Here is an 18,487-nt window from a genome sequence, read left to right on the forward strand (position 1 = left end):
CCCGCCGCGCGCACCCGCACCCGCACCCGCACCCGCACCCCCGCCCGTACCCGACCGCCCGTACGGGGCACCTCCCGTACGACGCACCCCGAGGAGCCGCAGCGACGTGAGCACCCCCTACCCCTTCACCGCCCTCGTGGGAATGCCGGACCTCCGGCTGGGCCTGCTGCTCAACGCGGTGCACCCGGCCATCGGCGGTCTCCTCGTACGCGGGGAGAAGGGCACGGCGAAGTCCACCGCCGTACGCGCGCTCGCCGCGCTGCTGCCCCGGTTGGACGCCGTACCCGGCTGCCGGTTCTCCTGCGACCCGGCCGCCCCAGACCCGGGCTGCCCGGACGGGCCGCACGCGCCCGCGCCGGAGACGGCGGGCCCGGCGAGCACGGGCGCCGTCGGCACGTCGCGCCCGGCGCGGATGGTCGAACTCCCCGTCGGCGCCTCCGAGGACCGCCTCGTCGGCGCGCTGGACATCGAGCGCGCGCTGTCCGAGGGCGTGAAGGCGTTCGAGCCCGGCCTGCTGGCGGAGGCGCACCGCGGCGTGCTCTACGTCGACGAGGTCAACCTCCTCCACGACCACCTGGTGGACCTGCTGCTGGACGCCGCCGCGATGGGCGCCTCGTACGTGGAGCGCGAGGGCGTGTCCGTACGGCACGCGGCGCGCTTCCTGCTCGTCGGCACGATGAACCCGGAGGAGGGCGAGCTGCGGCCGCAGCTTCTGGACCGCTTCGGGCTGACCGTGGAGGTGGCGGCGTCGCGGGAGACGGACGAGCGGGTGGAGGTCGTACGGCGGCGGCTGGCGTACGACGCGGACCCGGACGGCTTCGCCGCGCGCTGGACCGACGACGAGGAGGCGCTGCGGGCGCGCGTCGCCGCCGCGCGCGCGGTGCTGCCCGACGTACGGCTCGGTGACGCGGCGCTGCGGCAGATCGCCGCGACGTGTGCCGCGTTCGAGGTGGACGGGATGCGGGCGGACATCGTGATGGCGCGTACGGCGAGCGCGCTGGCGGCGTGGGCGGGCCGTACGGAGGTGCTGGCGGAGGACGTACGGCAGGCGGCGCTGCTGGCGCTGCCGCACCGGCGGCGGCGGAACCCGTTCGACGCGCCCGGCCTGGACGAGGACAAGCTGGACGAGGTCCTGCGCGAGAACGCGGGCGAGGACAGCGGGGGCGGCGACGACGGGCCGGAGGACGACCCGGACCCGGAGGACCCCGGGCCGCCGCCGTCCGGCCCGGAGGACGGGCCGGACGGCCCGGACGGGCGGCCGGAGGACGGCACGGACGGCGGCCCCGGCGACGGCGGCCCGGACGGCGGCGCCCCGCCGGGCCCGCCCCCGGAGCGGCGGGACCCGGCGGACGCGCGGGACCGTACCGACGCGCCCGACGACCCCGGCGCGGGCCCGGCGCCCGCCCCCGGCGGGGCGCCCGAACAGCCGGCGGCACGCGCCGCCGACCCGTTCCGCACCCGGACGCTGACCGTCCCCGGCCTAGGCGAGGGCGCGGCGGGCCGCCGCTCGCGCGCCCGTACGGCGCACGGCCGCACCACGGGCGCCCGCCGCCCGCACGGCGCGCTCGGCAAGCTGCACCTGGCGGCGACCGTACGGGCGGCGGCGCCGCACCAGCACGCGCGCGGGCGTACGGGCAGCGGGCTGGTCGTACGCCGCGACGACCTGCGGGAGGCGGTGCGCGAGGGGCGGGAGAGCAACCTCGTGCTGTTCGCGGTCGACGCCTCCGGGTCGATGGCCGCCCGGCAGCGGATGAGCGCCGTGAAGGGCGCCGTGCTGTCGCTCCTGCTCGACGCCTACCAGCGGCGGGACAAGGTGGGCCTGGTGACGTTCCGCGGCGCGGACGCCGCCCTCGCGCTGCCGCCCACGTCGTCGGTGGAGGCGGCCGCCGCCCGCCTGGAGTCGCTGCCCACGGGCGGCCGCACCCCGCTGGCCGCCGGGCTGCTCAGGTCGCGCGAGGTGCTGCGGATCGAGCGGCTGCGCGACCCGTCGCGCCGCCCCCTGCTCGTCGTGGTGACCGACGGGCGCGCGACGGGCGGCGCGAGTCCGCTGCCGCGCGCGCGGCACGCGGCGGACCTGCTGGCGGCGGACGGCACGGCGGCGGTCGTCGTGGACTGCGAGTCGGGTCCCGTACGGCTGGGCCTGGCCGCCGAGTTGGCGCTCCGGCTGGGCGGCGGCCCCGCCGTGACCCTCGACGAGTTGCGCGCGGACGCGGTGTCGGACCTGGTGCGGGACGTCCGTACGGCGGGCGGCGCCCGTACGGCGGCGGCGCGGGGCGGTACGGCGGCACGACGGGCCGGGGACGCCGTACGGGGCGGGGGCTCCGTACGGCCCGGCGGGACGGAGGACGGAACGAGTGCCGTACGCGGCGGGAAGAGGACGGCCTGATGCCGAAGGGACAGCCGGAGACCGTACCGGAGGACGGGCTCACCACCCGGCAGCGCCGGAACCGGCCGCTGCTGGCGGTGCACACGGGCACGGGCAAGGGCAAGTCGACGGCGGCCTTCGGGCTGGCGCTGCGCGCCTGGAACCAGGGGTGGCCGATCGGGGTGTTCCAGTTCGTGAAGTCGGCGCGCTGGAAGGTCGGTGAGGAACGCGCGCTGCGCGTCCTGGGCGCCTCCGGCGAGGGCGGCACCGTCGACTGGCACAAGATGGGCGAGGGCTGGTCCTGGATCCAGCGCGACGCCGAGCTGGGCAACGAGGAGGCGGCGCGCGAGGGTTGGGCGCAGATCAGGCGGGACCTGGCGGCGGAGACGTACCGGCTGTACGTGCTCGACGAGTTCGCGTACGCCCTGCACTGGGGCTGGCTCGACACGGCCGAGGTGGTCTCCGTGCTGCGGGACCGGCCGGGCACCCAGCACGTCGTCGTCACCGGGCGCAACGCGCCGCCCGAACTGCTCGACGCCGCCGACCTGGTGACGGAGATGACGAAGGTGAAGCACCCGATGGACGCGGGCCAGAAGGGCCAGCGGGGCATCGAGTGGTGACCACCGGCGGGAGCGGCGGGCCGCGCCGGGCGACCGGCGGCGTCGGCGACGGCGACGGCGACGGCGACGGCGACGGCGACGGGAGTGGGGTACGGCCGTGCTGACGGACATACCGCGGCTCGTCGTCGCGGCGCCCGCGTCGAACAGCGGCAAGACGGCCGTCGCGACGGGCCTGATGGCGGCGTTCGCGGAGCGCGGCACGGCGGTGTCGCCGCACAAGGTCGGCCCCGACTACATCGACCCCGGCTACCACACGCTCGCCACCGGCCGCCCCGGGCGCAACCTGGACGCGTTCCTGTGCGGCCCGGAACGCGTCGCGCCGCTGTTCCTGCACGGCGCCGCCGGAGCCGAACTGGCCGTCGTCGAGGGCGTGATGGGCCTCTACGACGGCGCCAGCGGCGAGGGCGAGCTGGCGTCGACCGCGCACGTGGCGAAGCTGCTGCGGGCGCCCGTGGTGCTCGTCGTGGACGCCTCGGCGCAGTCCCGGTCCGTGGCCGCGCTGGTGCACGGCTTCGCGTCCTGGGACCCGGAGGTGCGCGTCGCGGGCGTGATCCTCAACAAGCTCGGCTCCGCGCGGCACGAGGAGCTGCTGCGCGCGGCGCTCGACGAGTCCGGTGTGCCGGTGCTGGGCGCGCTGCGCCGCGAGGCGGCGCTCCGTACGCCGAGCCGCCACCTCGGACTCGTACCGCAGGCCGAACGGGGCGACGAGGCGCGGCAGATGGTGGCGGCGCTGGCGGCCCGCGTACGGGAGGGCTGCGACCTGGACGCCCTCCTCGCGCTGGCGCGCACCGCGCCGCCGCTGGCGGGCGCGGCCTGGGACCCGGCGCGGGAGGTGGCGGCGGACGCGGGCGCGACGGACCGGGGCGCGACGCCGGACGGGCCGGGCGCGGGGCGGCGGCCGGTGGTCGCGGTGGCGGGCGGCGCGGCGTTCACCTTCTCGTACGCCGAGCACGCCGAACTGCTGGGCGCGGCGGGCGCGGACGTCGTCACCTTCGACCCGCTGCGCGACGAACGGCTCCCCGAGGGCACCGGCGGCCTGGTCGTCGGCGGCGGGTTCCCCGAGGTGCACGCGGCGCAGCTGGCGGAGAACGCGCCGCTGCGCGCCGCCGTCGCCGCCTTCACCGGGCCCGTGGCGGCGGAGTGCGCCGGACTGCTGTACCTGGCGCGGGAGTTGGACGGCGCGCCCATGTGCGGCGTGCTGGACGCCACCGGCCGGATGACGGACCGGCTGACGCTCGGCTACCGCGCCGCCGTCGCCGTGGGCGACAGCGTGCTGGCGGCCGAGGGCACGCGCGTGCACGGGCACGAGTTCCACCGCACGGTCCTCGAACCGGGCGCGGGGCGCACGCCCGCGTGGGGGCTCGTACGGCCGGAACGGCGCACGGAGGGCTTCGTGCAGGGCGGCGTGCACGCCTCGTACCTGCACGTGCACTGGGCCTCGGAGCCGGGGATGGCGCGGCGCTTCGCGGCGCGGTGCGCGGGCCCGGCGGAGGCGGCCCGGACGAAGGCGGTCCGCGCGGCGCGGGGCGCGGCCGGGGGCGCGCGGTGAACGACGCGGCGCCGGGCCCGTGCGGCGCGCTCCCCTGGCCCGCCGAGGGCGCCGTCACGGAGGTGGCGCGGGCGGTACGGGAGGGGCTGCCGGTACGGCTGCGGGCCGAGGCGGGCTGGCCGGGCGCGGGCACGCTGCCGCCGCACGTGCGCGCGACGGTGCCGCCCGGCACCGCGCACACGCTCCGGGTCACCGACCGGACCGTGCCGCTGGGCCCGTACGGGGCGGCGCTGCGGCCACCGTCGCTGACGGTGGGGGTCGGCGCGCGGCCCGGCGTGTCCGCCGCCGAGGTCGTCGAGCTGGTCGAACGGGCCCTCGCCGACGCCGAGTTGTCGTACGCCTCCGTGACCGCCCTGGCCACCGTGGCGGTTCGGGCGGACGAACCGGGGCTGCTGGGCGCGGCCGCGCGGTTCGGCGTACCGCTGCGGGCGTACCCGGCGGACGTGCTCGCGGCCGTACGGGTGCCGGGCGCCCCGTCGGCCGCCGCGCGCGCGGCGGTCGGCACGCCGTCCGTCGCGGAGGCGGCGGCGCTGCACGCCGCGCGCGCGGTACCGCCGAAGGCCCCGCCGCCCGCACCGTACGGGCCCGAACTGCCCGTGCCCAAGCGGCTGTCCGCGCCCCACGGGCGTACGGCCCGTGCCACGGCGGCCGTGGCTCGGCGCCCTCCGGCGGGATGGCCGGTGCCGACGGGACGGGGCGTGTGGGGACGCCGGCACCCGGAGCGCGCCGAGACCCCCGCGCCCGCCGCACACCCCGCACGCCCCGCACACCCCGGAAGCCCGGAGCCGTACGAGGGGCCGCGACGGCGGCCGGACGGGAGCCCCCGTGACACCCCCGCCTGACCACCCGGCGCGCGCCGCCCACGCCCCCGGGCCACCGGCCGGACCCTCGGCCGACGAGCCCACCGGGCCGGACCTCCTGCGGCACCACGGCGACGCCGAGGTGCGCGGCGCGGGCGCCGACCTGACCGACCTGGCGGTGAACGTACGCGCGGGCACCCCGCCCGCCTGGCTCACCGCCCGTATCGCCGCGTCGCTCGGCACCCTGGCGGCCTACCCGGACGGGCGCGCCGCACGGCGCGCGGTGGCGGCGCGGCACGGGCTGCCCGAGGAGTGCGTGCTGCTGACGGCGGGTGCGGCGGAGGCGTTCGTGCTGCTGGCCCGCGCGCTGCGGGCCACGGCACCCGCCGTCGTGCACCCGCAGTTCACCGAGCCGGAGGCGGCGCTGCGCGACGCGGGCCACACCGTACGGCGCGTGCTGCTCGACGCGGACGACGGCTTCCGGCTCGACCCCGGCGCCGTCCCCGACGCGGCCGACCTGGTGGTGGTCGGGAACCCGACCAACCCGACGTCCGTGCTGCACCCCGCCGGGACGCTCGAGTCGCTGGCGCGCGAGGGGCGCACGCTGGTGGTGGACGAGGCGTTCATGGACGCCGTACCGGACGAGCGCGAGACGCTCGCCCCCCTCGTCACGACGCTGCCGGGGCGGGTCGCCGTACTGCGCAGCCTGACCAAGACCTGGGGGCTGGCCGGGCTCCGCGTCGGCTACGTGCTGTCCGACCCCGACACCGTCGCCGCCCTCGGCGCACACCAGCCGCTGTGGCCGGTCTCCACCCCGGCGCTGGTGGCGGCCGAGGCGTGCTGCGCCCCCGACGCGCTCGCCGAAGCGGCGCGCGCGGCGCGGCAGTACGCCGCCGACCGCGCGCATCTGCTGGCCCGGCTGCGGGAGTTCGCGGGCGCGGGGCTGCGGGTGGTGGAACCGGCGGAGGCGCCGTTCCTGCTGGTACGCCACTCACGGGCCACCGCGCTGCGGCTCCGGCTGCGGGAGGCGGGCTTCGCGCTGCGCAGGGGCGACACCTTCCCAGGGCTCGGCCCGGAGTGGCTGCGGCTGGCCGTACGGGACCGGGCGACGACGGACGCGCTCGCGGCGGCCCTCGCGGCGGCGGGCGGCCTGGCACGGGACACGCCGGGAGGCGCCTGAGCGCGGCCTGACGAGGAGCGCGGCCTGACGGCGGCCCGAGGACGGCCCGCGCCGGAACGGCGTCAAGCGCGCGCCGACCCGAACCGTCCCCCGTACGGCGGAACTTCCGGTCCCGTACACGCCTCGCGGAAACGCATCCCCTACCGCACGATCCGCCCGCGCAGCACCACCCGCCGCGGCCCGGCCAGCACCCGTACGTCCGCGCGCGGGTCCTCCTCGTACACCAGCAGGTCGGCGGGGGCGCCCTCCTCCAGCCCGGGGCGGCCCAGCCACTCGCGCGCGCCCCAGGTCGCGGCGGACAGCGCCGCGCGCGCGGGGATGCCCGCCCTCACCAGCTCGGCGACCTCGTCCGCGACGAGACCGTGGGCGAGCGAACCGCCCGCGTCCGTACCGACGTAGACGGGGACACCCGCGTCGTAGGCGGCCCGCACCGTGTCGTAGCGGCGGGCGTGCAGCTGCCGCATGTGCGCGGACCAGCGCGGGTACTTGGCCTCGCCGGCCGCCGCGAGCCGCGGGAACGTGTCGATGTTCACCAGCGTCGGCACGATGGCCACGCCGCGCTCCGCGAACAGCGGGACGGTCTCCTCCGTCAGCCCGGTGGCGTGCTCGACGCAGTCGATGCCCGCCTCCACCAGGTCGCGCAGCGAGTCCTCCGCGAAGCAGTGCGCGGTGACGCGCGCGCCCTCCGCGTGCGCCGCCTCGATGCCCTCCTCCACGGCCCAGCGCGGCCAGCAGGCCGTCAGGTCGCCCACCTCGCGGTCGATCCAGTCCCCCACGAACTTGACCCAGCCGTCGCCGCGCCGCGCCTCCTGACGGGCGTACGCGGCGAGGTCGCCGGGCTCGATCTCGTGCGCGTAGTTGCGGATGTACCGCTGCGTACGGGCGATGTGGCGGCCCGCCCTGATGATCCGCGGCAGGTCCTCGCGGTCGTCGATCCACCGGGTGTCGGACGGCGAACCGGCGTCCCGCAGCAGCAGCGTCCCGGCCTCCCGGTCCCCCAGCGCCTGCTTCTCGCTGATCGCGGCGTCGACCGGGCCGTGCATGTCGAGGCCGACGTGGCAGTGCGCGTCGACCAGGCCGGGCAGCACCCAGCCGGTCAGCACGGTGGTGGCGTGCCCGTACGCGGCGGCGGGCGGCGGCTCGTACGTGATGCGGCCGTCGGCCACCCACAGCTCGCCGCGTACGTCGTCGGGGCCCGCCAGCACCCGGCCCTTGATGTGGAGAAGTCCGCCGTCACCGCTCATGGGCGCACTGTACGAGTGCGGGCGGGCGTCCCGGGAGCCCGCCCCGGGCGGCGGGCGGGCGCCCTCCGCGACGGCGGCGGAACGTACGGCGCGTGGCGTACGGGCGGCCGAGAGGCGGTGCGCAGAAGGCGTGCGGGGGACGGCGGGGACACGGTGGGACGCGGAATTCACCGCGCGTGTGCGGCGGGCACACGACGCGTGCACGGAGCGGATTCGACGGCTTCCGGAACGCGATCACCGCGTCTTTCCCGGTGAATGCCGGGGCGGTCTTCGTCGGGGATCTTGATTCACCCCGGATTGACTTGCGCAGCGTTTATCCCGTAGAGCTGCCTGCAATCTTCTTCCCGGTTTCCCGGTTCTCAAACGCCGAGATTTCGCGGACTTCCATCAGCCCGAATCCTGGCGTCCGGCGCAGTCGTTATGGCACTGTGACAGACTCCACGGGCCCCTCGACTTGCCCGGGAAAATCAGGACATGACACCGGAAAACCCCGCCACACGGTCCGGGGGCGGCACCTCGCGCGATAACACACCTTCCCCTTCCGTGTAACCCCTTCCGACGATGCGTTTTCCGTTTCTCCTAGGTAAATTTAATTCCCATGACCGCCGCACAAGCAGACCATGCAGGTGCCCCGAGAGACTCACTGGAAATGCCGGAGGGACTGAAGCTCGACTCCCCACGTGTGGAGGACGGAGCCGCATTGTGGCGCATCGCCCGCGACTCCCGGACGCTCGATCTCAACTCCTCCTACAGCTACCTCCTGTGGTGTCGCGACTTCGCCGACACCTCCGTGGTGGCCCGCACCGAGGACGGCTCCCCCGTCGGTTTCATCACCGGCTACCTGCGTCCACGGCAGCCCCGGACCCTGCTGGTCTGGCAGGTCGCCGTCGACGAGGCGCAGCGCGGTCGCGGACTCGCCGCGGCGATGCTGGACGGACTGTCCCTCCGCACGGCCCGTGAGCTGGGCGTCGAGGGCATCGAGACGACGGTCACCCCGGACAACGCCCCCTCCAACCGGCTGTTCACCTCCTACGCCGAGCGCCACTCCGCCCCGCTGGAGCGCACCGTCCTGTTCGACGGCGGGGTGTTCCCCGAGAGCGGCCACGAGCCCGAGGTGCTGTACCGGATCGGCCCCGTCCCTTCACTGGCGGAGCCACGCGACGACACCGCCGGGTACTGACCGGCGGACACGTCCGAGCGGACGGTCCGGCACCGCGTACGCACGGTCGCGTACGCGCCGCCCGTACGGCCACGAGCCGAGAGCACGCCGAAAGGACGGGGCGCGATGGAGCGCATTCCCGCACCGACGACTCCCCCCAGACCTCTCTCCACGTGAACCTCACTCCCAGGAGCATGCTGTGACCATCACCCAGCCCGATCTGAGTGTCTTCGAGACCGTCGAGTCGGAGGTGCGCAGCTACTGCCGTGGCTGGCCCACCATCTTCGACCGCGCCCAGGGCGCCCACATGTACGACGAGGACGGCCACACGTACCTCGACTTCTTCGCCGGCGCCGGGACGCTCAACTACGGCCACAACAACCCCGTGCTCAAGCGCGCGCTCCTGGACTACCTGGAACGGGACGGCGTCACGCACGGTCTGGACATGTCGACCACGGCGAAGCGGGCGTTCCTGGAGACCTTCCAGGAGACGGTCCTCAAGCCGCGGGAGATGGACCACAAGGTCATGTTCCCGGGCCCGACCGGCACCAACGCGGTCGAGGCGGCGCTGAAACTGGCCCGCAAGGTCAAGGGCCGCGAGTCCATCGTGTCGTTCACGAACGCCTTCCACGGCATGTCCCTGGGCTCCCTCGCGGTGACCGGCAACGCGTTCAAGCGCGCCGGGGCGGGCATCCCGCTGGTGCACGGCACCCCGATGCCGTTCGACGACTACCTGGACGGCGCGACGCCGGACTTCATCTGGTTCGAGCGGCTGCTGGAGGACCAGGGCTCCGGGCTGAACAAGCCCGCCGCCGTCATCGTCGAGACGGTGCAGGGCGAGGGCGGCATCAACGTCGCGCGCGCCTCCTGGCTGCGCGCGCTGTCGGAGCTGTGCGAGCGGCACGACATGCTGCTGATCGTCGACGACATCCAGATGGGCTGCGGCCGTACGGGCGCCTTCTTCTCCTTCGAGGAGGCGGGCATCAAGCCGGACATCATCACGCTGTCGAAGTCCATCGGCGGCTACGGACTGCCGCTCGCGCTGACGCTGTTCAAGCCGGAGCTGGACATCTGGGAGCCGGGCGAGCACAACGGCACGTTCCGCGGCAACAACCCGGCGTTCGTGACGGCGACCGCGGCGCTCCGTACGTACTGGACCGACGGCCAGATGGAGAAGCAGACCATCGCCCGCGGCGAGCAGGTCGAGACGGCGCTGCGCGCCATCGCGGTCGAGCACGCCGACGACATCGCCGCCCACCGCGGGCGCGGCCTGGTGTGGGGCGTCGAGTTCCACGACAAGGAGCGGGCCGGTGCCATCGCCAAGCGCGCGTTCGAGCTGGGGCTGCTGATCGAGACGTCCGGCCCGCAGAGCGAGGTCGTCAAGCTGCTGCCGTCGCTGACGATCACCCCCGAGGAGCTGGACGAGGGTCTGCGTATCCTCGCCCGAGCGGTGCGCGAGACCGCCTAGCCACCCGATTCCCGGCCCGTCCCGCCACCCGCGGGGCGGGCCGCCCCCTTGGCCCGGCACGCCTCCCACCGGGGGGCGGGGCCACCGACTACCCCGGGCGGATACGGGGAACCCCGAGAAGACAGCAGAGCAGAAAGGCAGTACGCAGTGATCGTTCGTTCGTTCCAGGACATCGAGGGCACCGACCGCGACATCACGTCCGCCACGGGCACCTGGCGCAGCAAGCGCATCGTGCTCGCGAAGGAGCGTGTCGGCTTCTCCCTGCACGAGACCACGCTCTACGCGGGCACCGAGACCTTCATGTGGTACGCGAACCACATCGAGGCCGTGCTCTGCGTGGAGGGCGAGGCCGAGCTGACCAACGAGGAGACCGGCGAGAAGCACCTGATCGGGCCGGGGACCATGTACCTCCTCGACGGGCACGAGAAGCACACGGTGCGCCCGAAGTCCGACTTCCGCGTCATCTGCGTGTTCAACCCGCCGGTGACCGGCCGGGAGGACCACGACGAGAACGGCGTCTACCCGCTGCTCACCGAGGACTGACCCGACGGCCGCGCGCCCCCGGCGGGCGCGCGGCCCACCCGCCCCACGCCAGGGCCCGTACGAGAGGAGAGGAAGGCACCACCATGACCATCGCACCCGGACGCACCGCCGACCTGTACCCGACGCGCGGAACCACCGAGGTGGCCACGCCGCGACTGGACCCCGTGGTGTGGTCCGCCCCGGAAGCGCCGGGGCCCCTCGGGGCCACGGACCTGGCAGCTTTCGAACGGGACGGTTTCCTGTCCATGGAGCGGCTGATCACCCCGGACGAGGTGGAGCTGTACCGGCGGGAGCTGGAGCGGCTGACCTCCGACCCCGACGTACGGGACGACCCGCGCGCGATCACCGAGCCGTCGTCGCGCGAGATCCGTACCGTGTTCGAGGTGCACGACCTGAGCGAGGTCTTCGGCGCCCTGGTGCGGGACCCGCGCCTGGTGGGCCGGGCCCGGCAGATCCTCGGCTCCGACGTGTACGTGCACCAGTCGCGGATCAACGTCAAGCCGGGCTTCGGCGCGAGCGGCTTCTACTGGCACTCCGACTTCGAGACGTGGCACGCGGAGGACGGGCTGCCGCACATGCGGACCGTCTCCGTCTCGATCGCGCTGACCGAGAACCACGACACCAACGGCGGCCTGATGATCATGCCAGGTTCGCACCGCACGTTCCTGGGCTGCTCGGGCGAGACGCCCGCGGACAACTACAAGAAGTCGCTCCAGATGCAGGACGCGGGCACGCCGTCCGACGAGTCGCTGACGAAGTTCGCCGAGGAGCACGGCATCGAGCTGTTCACGGGCCCGGCCGGTTCGGCGACCTGGTTCGACTGCAACTGCATGCACGGCAGCGGCGACAACATCACGCCGTTCCCGCGCAGCAACGTCTTCATCGTGTTCAACAGCGTGGAGAACGAGGCCGTCGAGCCCTTCGCCGCGCCGGTCCGCCGTCCCTCGTACATCGGGGCGCGCGACTTCACGCCGGTGGGGTAGGGGCTTCCCGGGCCGCAGCGTACGGCCGGGGCGCGGGGTGCCGCGTCCCGGCCGTACGGGCGTCGCGGGCCGTACGCGTGTCGCGGGCCGTACGGGCGTCGCGGGCCCCGGGCTCAGCTCCCGGCCAGGACCGCCAGCAGCCGGTCCACGTCCGCCTCCGTGTTGTAGAGATGGAAGGCGGCGCGCAGGTTCCCCGCCCGTACGGACGCCTCGACGCCCGCCGCCTTCAGCCGTTCCGCGGCGGCGCCCTGGCCGGGCAGGGCCACGATCGGGGAGCGGGCTTCGACCGGGGTCAGCCCCAGCTCCCGCGCCCCGGCGCGGCAGCGGTCGGCCAGCGCCAGGTCGTACGCCCCGATGCGCTCCGTGCCCAGCTCCTCGACGAGGGCGAAGGAGTGCTCGGCGGCGAGGTACGCGAGGAAGGCCGGGCGCTCGTCGAACCGGCGGGCGCTGTGCGCGAGTTGGGCGATCGGCCCGTAGCAGCTGTTCCACGGCTCCTCGCCCGCGACCCAGCCGGAGTGGTAGGCCACCAGCTCGTCCGGGCCGAGGTCGCCAGGCACGACGAGCAGCGAGACGCCGTGCGGGCACATCAGCCACTTGTACGAGCCGCACAGCAGGTAGTCGTAGTGCCGCGGGTCGGGGGTGAGCCAGCCCATGGCCTGCGTCGCGTCGACGACGATCCGCGGGCCGCCGCGTTCCCGCCCGGCGTCCGGCTGCGCGTCGGCGGCGGCGCGCAGCGCGGCCAGGTCGGCCACCCGCCCGTCGGCGGACTGGACGGCGCTGACCGCGACGAGCGCCGTCTGCGGGCCGACCGCCTCGGCCAGCTTCTCCAGCGGCGCGCTGCGCAGCTTGAGGTCGGTGCGCACGGCGAACGGGTTGACCAGGGAGCTGAAGTCGTCGTCCGCGATGAGGACCTCGGCGCCGGAGGGCAGCGCGCGGGCGATGAGTCCGGCGTGGGTGGCGACGGAGTTGCCCGCGGCGACGCGGTCCACCGGCACCCCGGCGAGGCGGGCGAACCCGGCGCGGGCGGCGGCGAGGGCCGCGAAGTTGCCGTCCGGCCCCACCCGCCCGTACGCCCCGTCGTCGGCGGCGGCCTTGAGCGCCTTCGCCGTGCGCAGCGGCAGCAGGCCGGTGGAGGCCGTGTTGAGGTACGTCTTCGTCAGCGGCGCGAACTCCGCGCCTCCCAGGCTCGTCATGGCGCCAGCTTCCTGCGGACGGAAACCCCTGTCCATGGCGAATTTCCGTTCCGTTTCCCCAAGGCGCCCTTATCCCCGCTGGTCAGCGGGGGTACGGCGGGAACGCGGGCCGGATCAACCCGTACGGAGCCGGTCCACGCGGCGGGGCAGTCCCAGCGGGTTGGCCTCGCGCAGCTCCGGCGGAAGCAACGGTTCCGGGGTGTCCTGGTACGTGACCGGCCGCAGCCAGCGCTCGATGGCGGTGGCGCCGACCGACGTCGTGGGCGTGGTGGTCGCCGGGTACGGGCCGCCGTGCTGCTGCGCGGGCGCGACGGCCACGCCGGTCGGCCAGCCGTTCACCAGCACCCGCCCGGCGAGCCCGGTGAGCCGCCGGAGCAGCGCGGCGCCGCGCGCGCCCGGGTCCGTACCGGCCGCCTCCGCCGTACCGAGGTGCACGGTCGCGGTGAGGTTGCCGCCGAGGGCGCCGAGGACGGCGGCGGCCTCGTCGTCGTCCTGGTGGCGGACGACGACGGTGACGGGTCCGAAGCACTCCTCCAGCAGCAGCCGGTGCGGCCCGTCCGCGACGAGTTTCGCGGCGGGCACGGTGAGGAAGCCCGCGCCGATCGCGTTCCCGCCGTCCTCGTCGGGGCGTACGGCCACGGGGGTCCCGACGCCGTCCAGCTCCGCGCGCGCGGCGACGCCCTCCAGGAACGCCACCAGCATCCCGGCGTCCAGCATCGGCCCCGGCGGCACCGCCGCGACCTGCCCGGCGAGCGCGTCGACGAGGCGGTCACCGGCATCGCCCACGGGCACGAGGACCAGGCCGGGCTTGGTGCAGAACTGGCCGCTGCCCAGCGTCATCGACCCCGCCAGCCCGCCGCCGATCTCCTCGGCGCGCTCCGCCGCGGCGTCCGCGGTGACCACCACCGGGTTGAGCGAGCCGAGTTCGCCGTGGAAGGGGATGGGCACCGGGCGGGCGGCGGCCGCGTCGAAGAGGGCGCGCCCGCCCCGTACCGAGCCGGTGAAGCCCGCGGCGGCGACCAGCGGATGGCGTACCAGCTCGACGCCCGCCTCGAAGCCGTGCACGACGGCGACGGTGCCCTTCGGCAGCCCCGCGCGCGCGGCGGCGCGGCGCAGCGCCGCCGCGCACAGCTCGGACGTCGCGGGGTGGTCCGGGTGCGCCTTGACGACGACGGGGCAGCCTGCGGCGAGGGCGCTGGCGGTGTCGCCGCCGGGCACGGAGAAGGCGAGCGGGAAGTTGCTGGCGCCGTAGACGGCGACGACGCCGAGCGGGATCTTGTAGCGGCGCAGGTCGGGGCAGGGCGGGGTGGCCGAGGGGTCGGGGTGGTCGATGACGACGCCGAGGTAGCCGCCGTCCGTCACCTCGTCGGCGAACGCGCGCAGTTGGGCCGTCGTACGGCTCAGCTCTCCGCCGAGCCGTGTCTCTCCGAGGGCGCTCTCGGCGTCGGCGGTGCGCACGATCTCCGCGCGCGCGGCCTCCAGTTCGTCGGCGGCGGCGCCCAGCAGGTCGATCCGCGCGGCGCGGTCGGTGAGGGCGTCACGCGCGGCGTGCGCGGCGCGTACGGCGGCGTCGACCCCGGCCGGGCCGGTCTCGACGCCCACCTGTTCGCGCTGCTTTCCCGTACGGGGGTCGACGCTCCACACTGGTGCTGCTGCCACGGGGCACGTTCCTTCCGCTCGCCGGGGCCTGTCACCCGGGATCGCCTGTTCGGTATGCTGAACACCGTCTGCGTGAGTGAATGCCGTACGGGGACTCTAGAGCGGCGTGATCAGAGGGGTCAAGGACGATGTCAGCTGCCGAGACGGGTGGTTCGCAGGTCAAGTCGGCGGTACGGACCGTGGAGCTGCTGGAGTTCTTCGCCGGGCGGCCCGGCATGCACTCGCTGGCCGCCGTGCAGGAGAACGTCGGCTACCCCAAGTCCAGCCTCTACATGCTGCTGCGCACCCTCGTCGACCTCGGCTGGGTCGAGACCGACTCCACCGGCACGCGGTACGGCATCGGGGTGCGCGCTCTGCTCGTCGGCACCTCGTACATCGACGGGGACGAGGCCGTCGCCGCCGCCCGCCCCACCCTCGACCGGCTCTCCGACGACACCACCGAGACCATCCACCTGGCCCGCCTCGACGGCACCAACGTCGTCTACCTGGCCACCCGCCAGTCGCAGCACTACCTGCGCCCGTTCACCCGCGTCGGACGGCGGCTGCCCGCGCACTCCACCTCGCTCGGCAAGGCGCTGCTCGCGACGTACACCGACGAGCAGGTGCGCAAGCTGCTGCCGGAGGAACTGCCGTCGCTCACGGAGCACACCCTCACGGACCGCGAGCAGCTGATCGAGGAGCTGCGGGTCGTACGGGAGCAGGGGTACGCGGTGGACCGCGAGGAGAACACGCTGGGGCTGCGGTGCTTCGGCATCGCCATCCCGTACCGCACCCCCGCGCGCGACGCCGTCAGCTGCTCGGTGCCCGTCGCGCGGCTGACGCCCGCGCACGAACAGCTCATCAAGGACGCGCTGTTCGACGCGCGGGACCGGCTGGCGCTGGCGACGCGCCGTCTCTGACACCGCCTCTGACACCGTCTCGGAAGCCGCCTCCGACGCCGTCTCCCCCGTGCGGCGGAGACGGATCGACGTACGGGCGGACGTACGGGCACCGCGGCGCGCGGGAGCGTGGCCGTATGACACCCACACCCACGAAGACCCGTGTGCGGGGCGCGCGCGGGCGCGGCGCACGCGACCTGGTCTGCCTCGTCACCGTCCTGTCCTGCCTCCCGTACCTCACCCTCAAGGCCGTCTGGATCTGCGGCGGCGAAGTCGGCATCCCGGCCGGGAGCGTCCTCCTCGACCCCGACCACGCGGGGGTCATGCGCGCCGCGAACGCCCTCACCCTCCTGATGGACGCCGCCGTCATCGCCCTCGCCCTGCTCTTCACCCGGCCCTGGGGCCGCCGCGCGCCGGTCTGGCTGCCGGTGCTGCCCGCCTGGCTGGCCACCGGCCTGCTCGCGCCGATCGTCGTCGGCCTCCCCCTGACACTGGGGCTCGACGCGGCGGGCGCGGGCGGCGCGGCGGGTGAACAGGCCGCGGAGGACGGGCGGTTCCTCGCGGACTGGGTGTTCGGCCTGGTCTACGGCGGGTTCACGGTGCAGGCGCTGGCGCTGGGCGCGCTGTTCGTGCCGTACGTACGGGAACGCTGGGGGCACCTGTGGCGCGGCCGTACGGGCGACCTGCGGCACGGTGCCACCGGTCCGGCGCTCCGGGCGGCGGCGCTGGGCGCGCTGCTGCTGTCCCTGCTGCCGCTGACGACGAACGCGCTGTGGGCGGGCGGCGCGACCGTCGGGCTGAGCGCGGGCGCGGCGGCGGACGCGGGAGCCGGGCTGTACGCGCGTTCCGCCGGGAACGTGCTGTTCCTGCTGGCCGCCGTCGGCGGGCTGCTGGCACTGGCCCGCCCGCGCGGCCGGAGGGGCGGTGGCGCGGGCGGGGGCACGGACCGCGCCGGGGGTACGGCCGGGGGCGGCGGGGTGCGGTTGGCGGTGCCCCTCGGGTTGGCCTGGACCGGGTCGGGCGCCACGGCCTGCTGGGGCGGCTGGATGATGCTCGGCGCGCTGGCCGTCGGGGAGGCGGCGGAACGGCCGACCCCCCTGATGAGCCTCACCTACGCTGTGCAGATGACCGTCGGATTGGTCGTCGTGACGGCCGGGGCGCACCTCCTCGCGGAGCGCGCGGCACAGTCGCCGGAACCGTTTTCGGCGTCCGCGCGCGCGGAGGGCGGGAACGGCGCGGACGGGGAGCGGAGAACGGAGCCGGGCACGGACCCGCGCGACGGGTGGCGCGCGGCGGGCGCGGGCACCGGAACGGTCACCCTCCGGCAGCCGATCGCCTCCGCGCGCGCGGAGACCGTTCCGCACGGTGCGGGCGGCGGCGTACGGCGCACCGGATGACGTTCCGCGCCCCGCTCGCGGCCCCCGCGCGCGTCCTGGCCCGCTCCCTGGGTCGGCGCGCGCGGCTGCGCTGGGCGCACCAACTCCTCGGCGGCGCGCTCCTCATGCCGTACTTCCTGCTGCTGACGTCGCTCCTCCCGCTGGTGCTGCCCGCCGCCTCGGACCCGCTGAGCGACCTGGGCACGCAGTTCGTCGCGTACGGACTGTCCCTGCCGCTGGTCGCCGTGACCGGGCTGCTGTTCCCCCTCGTGCGGACGCTGGAGACGTACGCGGCGCAGTCCCTCTGCGCGGTCCCGGCGACCGCGCTCGCCCGGGGGCCCGCCGGGTCGTGGGCGGCGCGGCGGCGTACGGCGGGCTGGTTCGCGCTGCACCTGGGTACGGGCGCGCTGGTCAGCGGGATGAGCCTGGCCGTACCGCCGATGGCGACGGTGCTGCTGCTCGTACCCTTCGTCCCCGCGCCGCGGGCACCGCGCTGGTGGGAGCCGTGGACGAGCCTGCTGGCCGGGCCGTGGCTGTGGACGGCGCCGCTGATCGGCGCCGCCCTGCTGGCCGGTACGGTCACGGCGGCGTACGGCGCGGGCGCGCTGTGCGCGCGGTGGGCGCCCGTACTGCTCGGCCCGACGCCCGCCGACCGGCTCGCCGCCGCCGAGGAGCGCGCGGCGGTCCTGGCGGCGCGCAACCGGCTCGCCCGCGAGCTGCACGACTCGGTCGGGCACGCGCTGAGCGCGGTCACCCTCCAGGCCGGGGCGGCGCGGCGGGTGCTGGACACGGACCCCGACTTCGCGCGCGAGGCGCTGCACGCCATCGAGGAGACCGCGCGCGAGGCCGTCGCGGAACTCGACTCGGTGCTAGGCGTGCTCCGCGAGGAGCACACCGACGGCGACGGGCACACCGGCAGCGGCGGGGAGGCGGGCCCGTCGGGCGGCTCCCCGCGCCCGGCGACGGGCGGGCGGCGGCCCGCGCCCGTGCTGGGCGACGGACTCGGCGGGCTGCTCCAGCGCGTGCGTACGGCGGGGGTGCCCGTCGAGCGGACCGGCGCGGACGACGGGGTGCTGCGCGCCCTGCCCCCGCACACCGCGCGCGAGGGGTACCGCATCACGCAGGAGGGCCTGAGCAACGTCCTGCGGCACGCGCCCGGACAGCGGGCGCACGTCCATCTGTCGGTGGACGCGCGGGAGTTGCGCGTCACGGTGACGAACGCGCCGTCCGCCACTCCCCCGTACGGCACGCGCGCTCCCGCCCCGGCGGGCGCGGGACAGGCGGCGGGTGGTGGCGGACGGGGGCTGCGCGGGATCGCCGAACGGGCGGTGCTGCTCGGCGGCTCGGCCGAGGCGGGCCCGTACGAGGGCGGCTGGCGGCTCACCGCCCGGCTGCCCCTCGGCGGGGACGAGGGCTCCGGGGCGGGCGACGGGACGACGGCGCGCGGGACCGGACCGTAGCGGCACCGGC

14 protein-coding genes and 1 pseudogene are annotated in these 18,487 nt (G+C 75.8%); 12 read left to right on the forward strand and 3 right to left on the reverse strand.

Features of this window, described 5'->3' with window-relative positions; all coding sequences use genetic code 11:
- The first annotated feature begins 106 nt into the window (after positions 1–106).
- The 5 genes and pseudogenes from D7M15_RS04105 (at position 107) to cobC (ending at position 6,514) form a co-directional block, all read left to right on the forward strand.
- On the forward strand, positions 107–2,386 hold the full coding sequence (locus tag D7M15_RS04105) for a putative cobaltochelatase (protein WP_121516231.1): 2,280 nt from the start codon (positions 107–109) through the stop codon (positions 2,384–2,386).
- Complete coding sequence (gene cobO, locus D7M15_RS04110; RefSeq protein WP_121516232.1) at positions 2,386–2,985, forward strand: cob(I)yrinic acid a,c-diamide adenosyltransferase; 600 nt, start codon at positions 2,386–2,388, stop codon at positions 2,983–2,985. Before D7M15_RS04105 ends, cobO begins: the two co-directional genes overlap by 1 nt.
- A 100-nt stretch (positions 2,986–3,085) precedes the next feature.
- Positions 3,086–4,534, forward strand: coding sequence for a cobyrinate a,c-diamide synthase (locus D7M15_RS04115; protein ID WP_121520180.1), 1,449 nt, complete (start codon positions 3,086–3,088; stop codon positions 4,532–4,534).
- Positions 4,531–5,208: pseudogene (locus D7M15_RS04120) on the forward strand (cobalamin biosynthesis protein); the annotation flags it as partial. The gene D7M15_RS04115 and the pseudogene D7M15_RS04120, both read left to right, overlap by 4 nt.
- A gap of 244 nt (positions 5,209–5,452) precedes the next feature.
- A complete protein-coding gene (gene cobC, locus D7M15_RS04125; protein WP_240649572.1) occupies positions 5,453–6,514 on the forward strand; it encodes an Rv2231c family pyridoxal phosphate-dependent protein CobC in 1,062 nt (353 codons plus the stop codon).
- 140 nt (positions 6,515–6,654) lie between these two features.
- Here the strand turns inward: cobC and D7M15_RS04130 are convergent, their stop codons facing one another.
- Positions 6,655–7,758 (reverse strand): amidohydrolase family protein, encoded by a 1,104-nt coding sequence (locus D7M15_RS04130; RefSeq protein ID WP_121516234.1) that lies wholly within the window; start codon positions 7,756–7,758, stop codon positions 6,655–6,657.
- Positions 7,759–8,407: 649 nt separating this feature from the next.
- Here D7M15_RS04130 and ectA point away from each other — a divergent pair.
- From ectA to thpD, 4 genes are all read left to right on the forward strand, one after another.
- Positions 8,408–8,938, forward strand: coding sequence for a diaminobutyrate acetyltransferase (gene ectA / locus D7M15_RS04135; RefSeq protein WP_121516235.1), 531 nt, complete (start codon positions 8,408–8,410; stop codon positions 8,936–8,938).
- Between the two features lie 178 nt (positions 8,939–9,116).
- Entirely contained in the window at positions 9,117–10,385 is a 1,269-nt protein-coding gene (gene ectB, locus D7M15_RS04140; RefSeq protein WP_121516236.1) for a diaminobutyrate--2-oxoglutarate transaminase, read from the forward strand.
- Positions 10,386–10,532: 147 nt separating this feature from the next.
- Positions 10,533–10,928, forward strand: coding sequence for an ectoine synthase (locus D7M15_RS04145; RefSeq protein ID WP_121516237.1), 396 nt, complete (start codon positions 10,533–10,535; stop codon positions 10,926–10,928).
- A gap of 83 nt (positions 10,929–11,011) precedes the next feature.
- Positions 11,012–11,911 carry an ectoine hydroxylase gene (gene thpD / locus D7M15_RS04150; RefSeq protein ID WP_121516238.1) on the forward strand — a complete coding sequence of 300 codons (900 nt, stop codon included), beginning with the start codon at positions 11,012–11,014 and terminating at the stop codon, positions 11,909–11,911.
- Between the two features lie 113 nt (positions 11,912–12,024).
- Here thpD and D7M15_RS04155 read toward each other — a convergent pair whose 3' ends face one another.
- Complete coding sequence (locus tag D7M15_RS04155; RefSeq protein ID WP_240649121.1) at positions 12,025–13,104, reverse strand: aminotransferase class V-fold PLP-dependent enzyme; 1,080 nt, start codon at positions 13,102–13,104, stop codon at positions 12,025–12,027.
- 114 nt (positions 13,105–13,218) lie between these two features.
- Positions 13,219–14,763, reverse strand: a complete 1,545-nt coding sequence (locus D7M15_RS04160; protein WP_121516240.1) for an aldehyde dehydrogenase (NADP(+)) — start codon at positions 14,761–14,763, stop codon at positions 13,219–13,221.
- Between the two features lie 128 nt (positions 14,764–14,891).
- On the opposite strand from D7M15_RS04160, the gene D7M15_RS04165 reads away from it, so the two are divergent.
- From D7M15_RS04165 to D7M15_RS04175, 3 genes are all read left to right on the forward strand, one after another.
- Positions 14,892–15,662, forward strand: coding sequence for an IclR family transcriptional regulator (locus tag D7M15_RS04165; protein WP_121516241.1), 771 nt, complete (start codon positions 14,892–14,894; stop codon positions 15,660–15,662).
- A gap of 116 nt (positions 15,663–15,778) precedes the next feature.
- On the forward strand, positions 15,779–17,038 hold the full coding sequence (locus D7M15_RS04170) for a hypothetical protein (RefSeq protein WP_240649122.1): 1,260 nt from the start codon (positions 15,779–15,781) through the stop codon (positions 17,036–17,038).
- Positions 17,035–18,477: a histidine kinase gene (locus tag D7M15_RS04175; RefSeq protein ID WP_121516242.1), complete on the forward strand. Its 1,443-nt coding sequence runs from the start codon at positions 17,035–17,037 to the stop codon at positions 18,475–18,477. The genes D7M15_RS04170 and D7M15_RS04175 overlap by 4 nt, the downstream gene beginning before the upstream one ends.
- The last annotated feature ends 10 nt before the right edge of the window (positions 18,478–18,487 follow it).

The sequence above is a fragment of the Streptomyces sp. Z26 genome (genome assembly GCF_003665095.1).
Classification (GTDB): domain Bacteria; phylum Actinomycetota; class Actinomycetes; order Streptomycetales; family Streptomycetaceae; genus Streptomyces; species Streptomyces phytohabitans.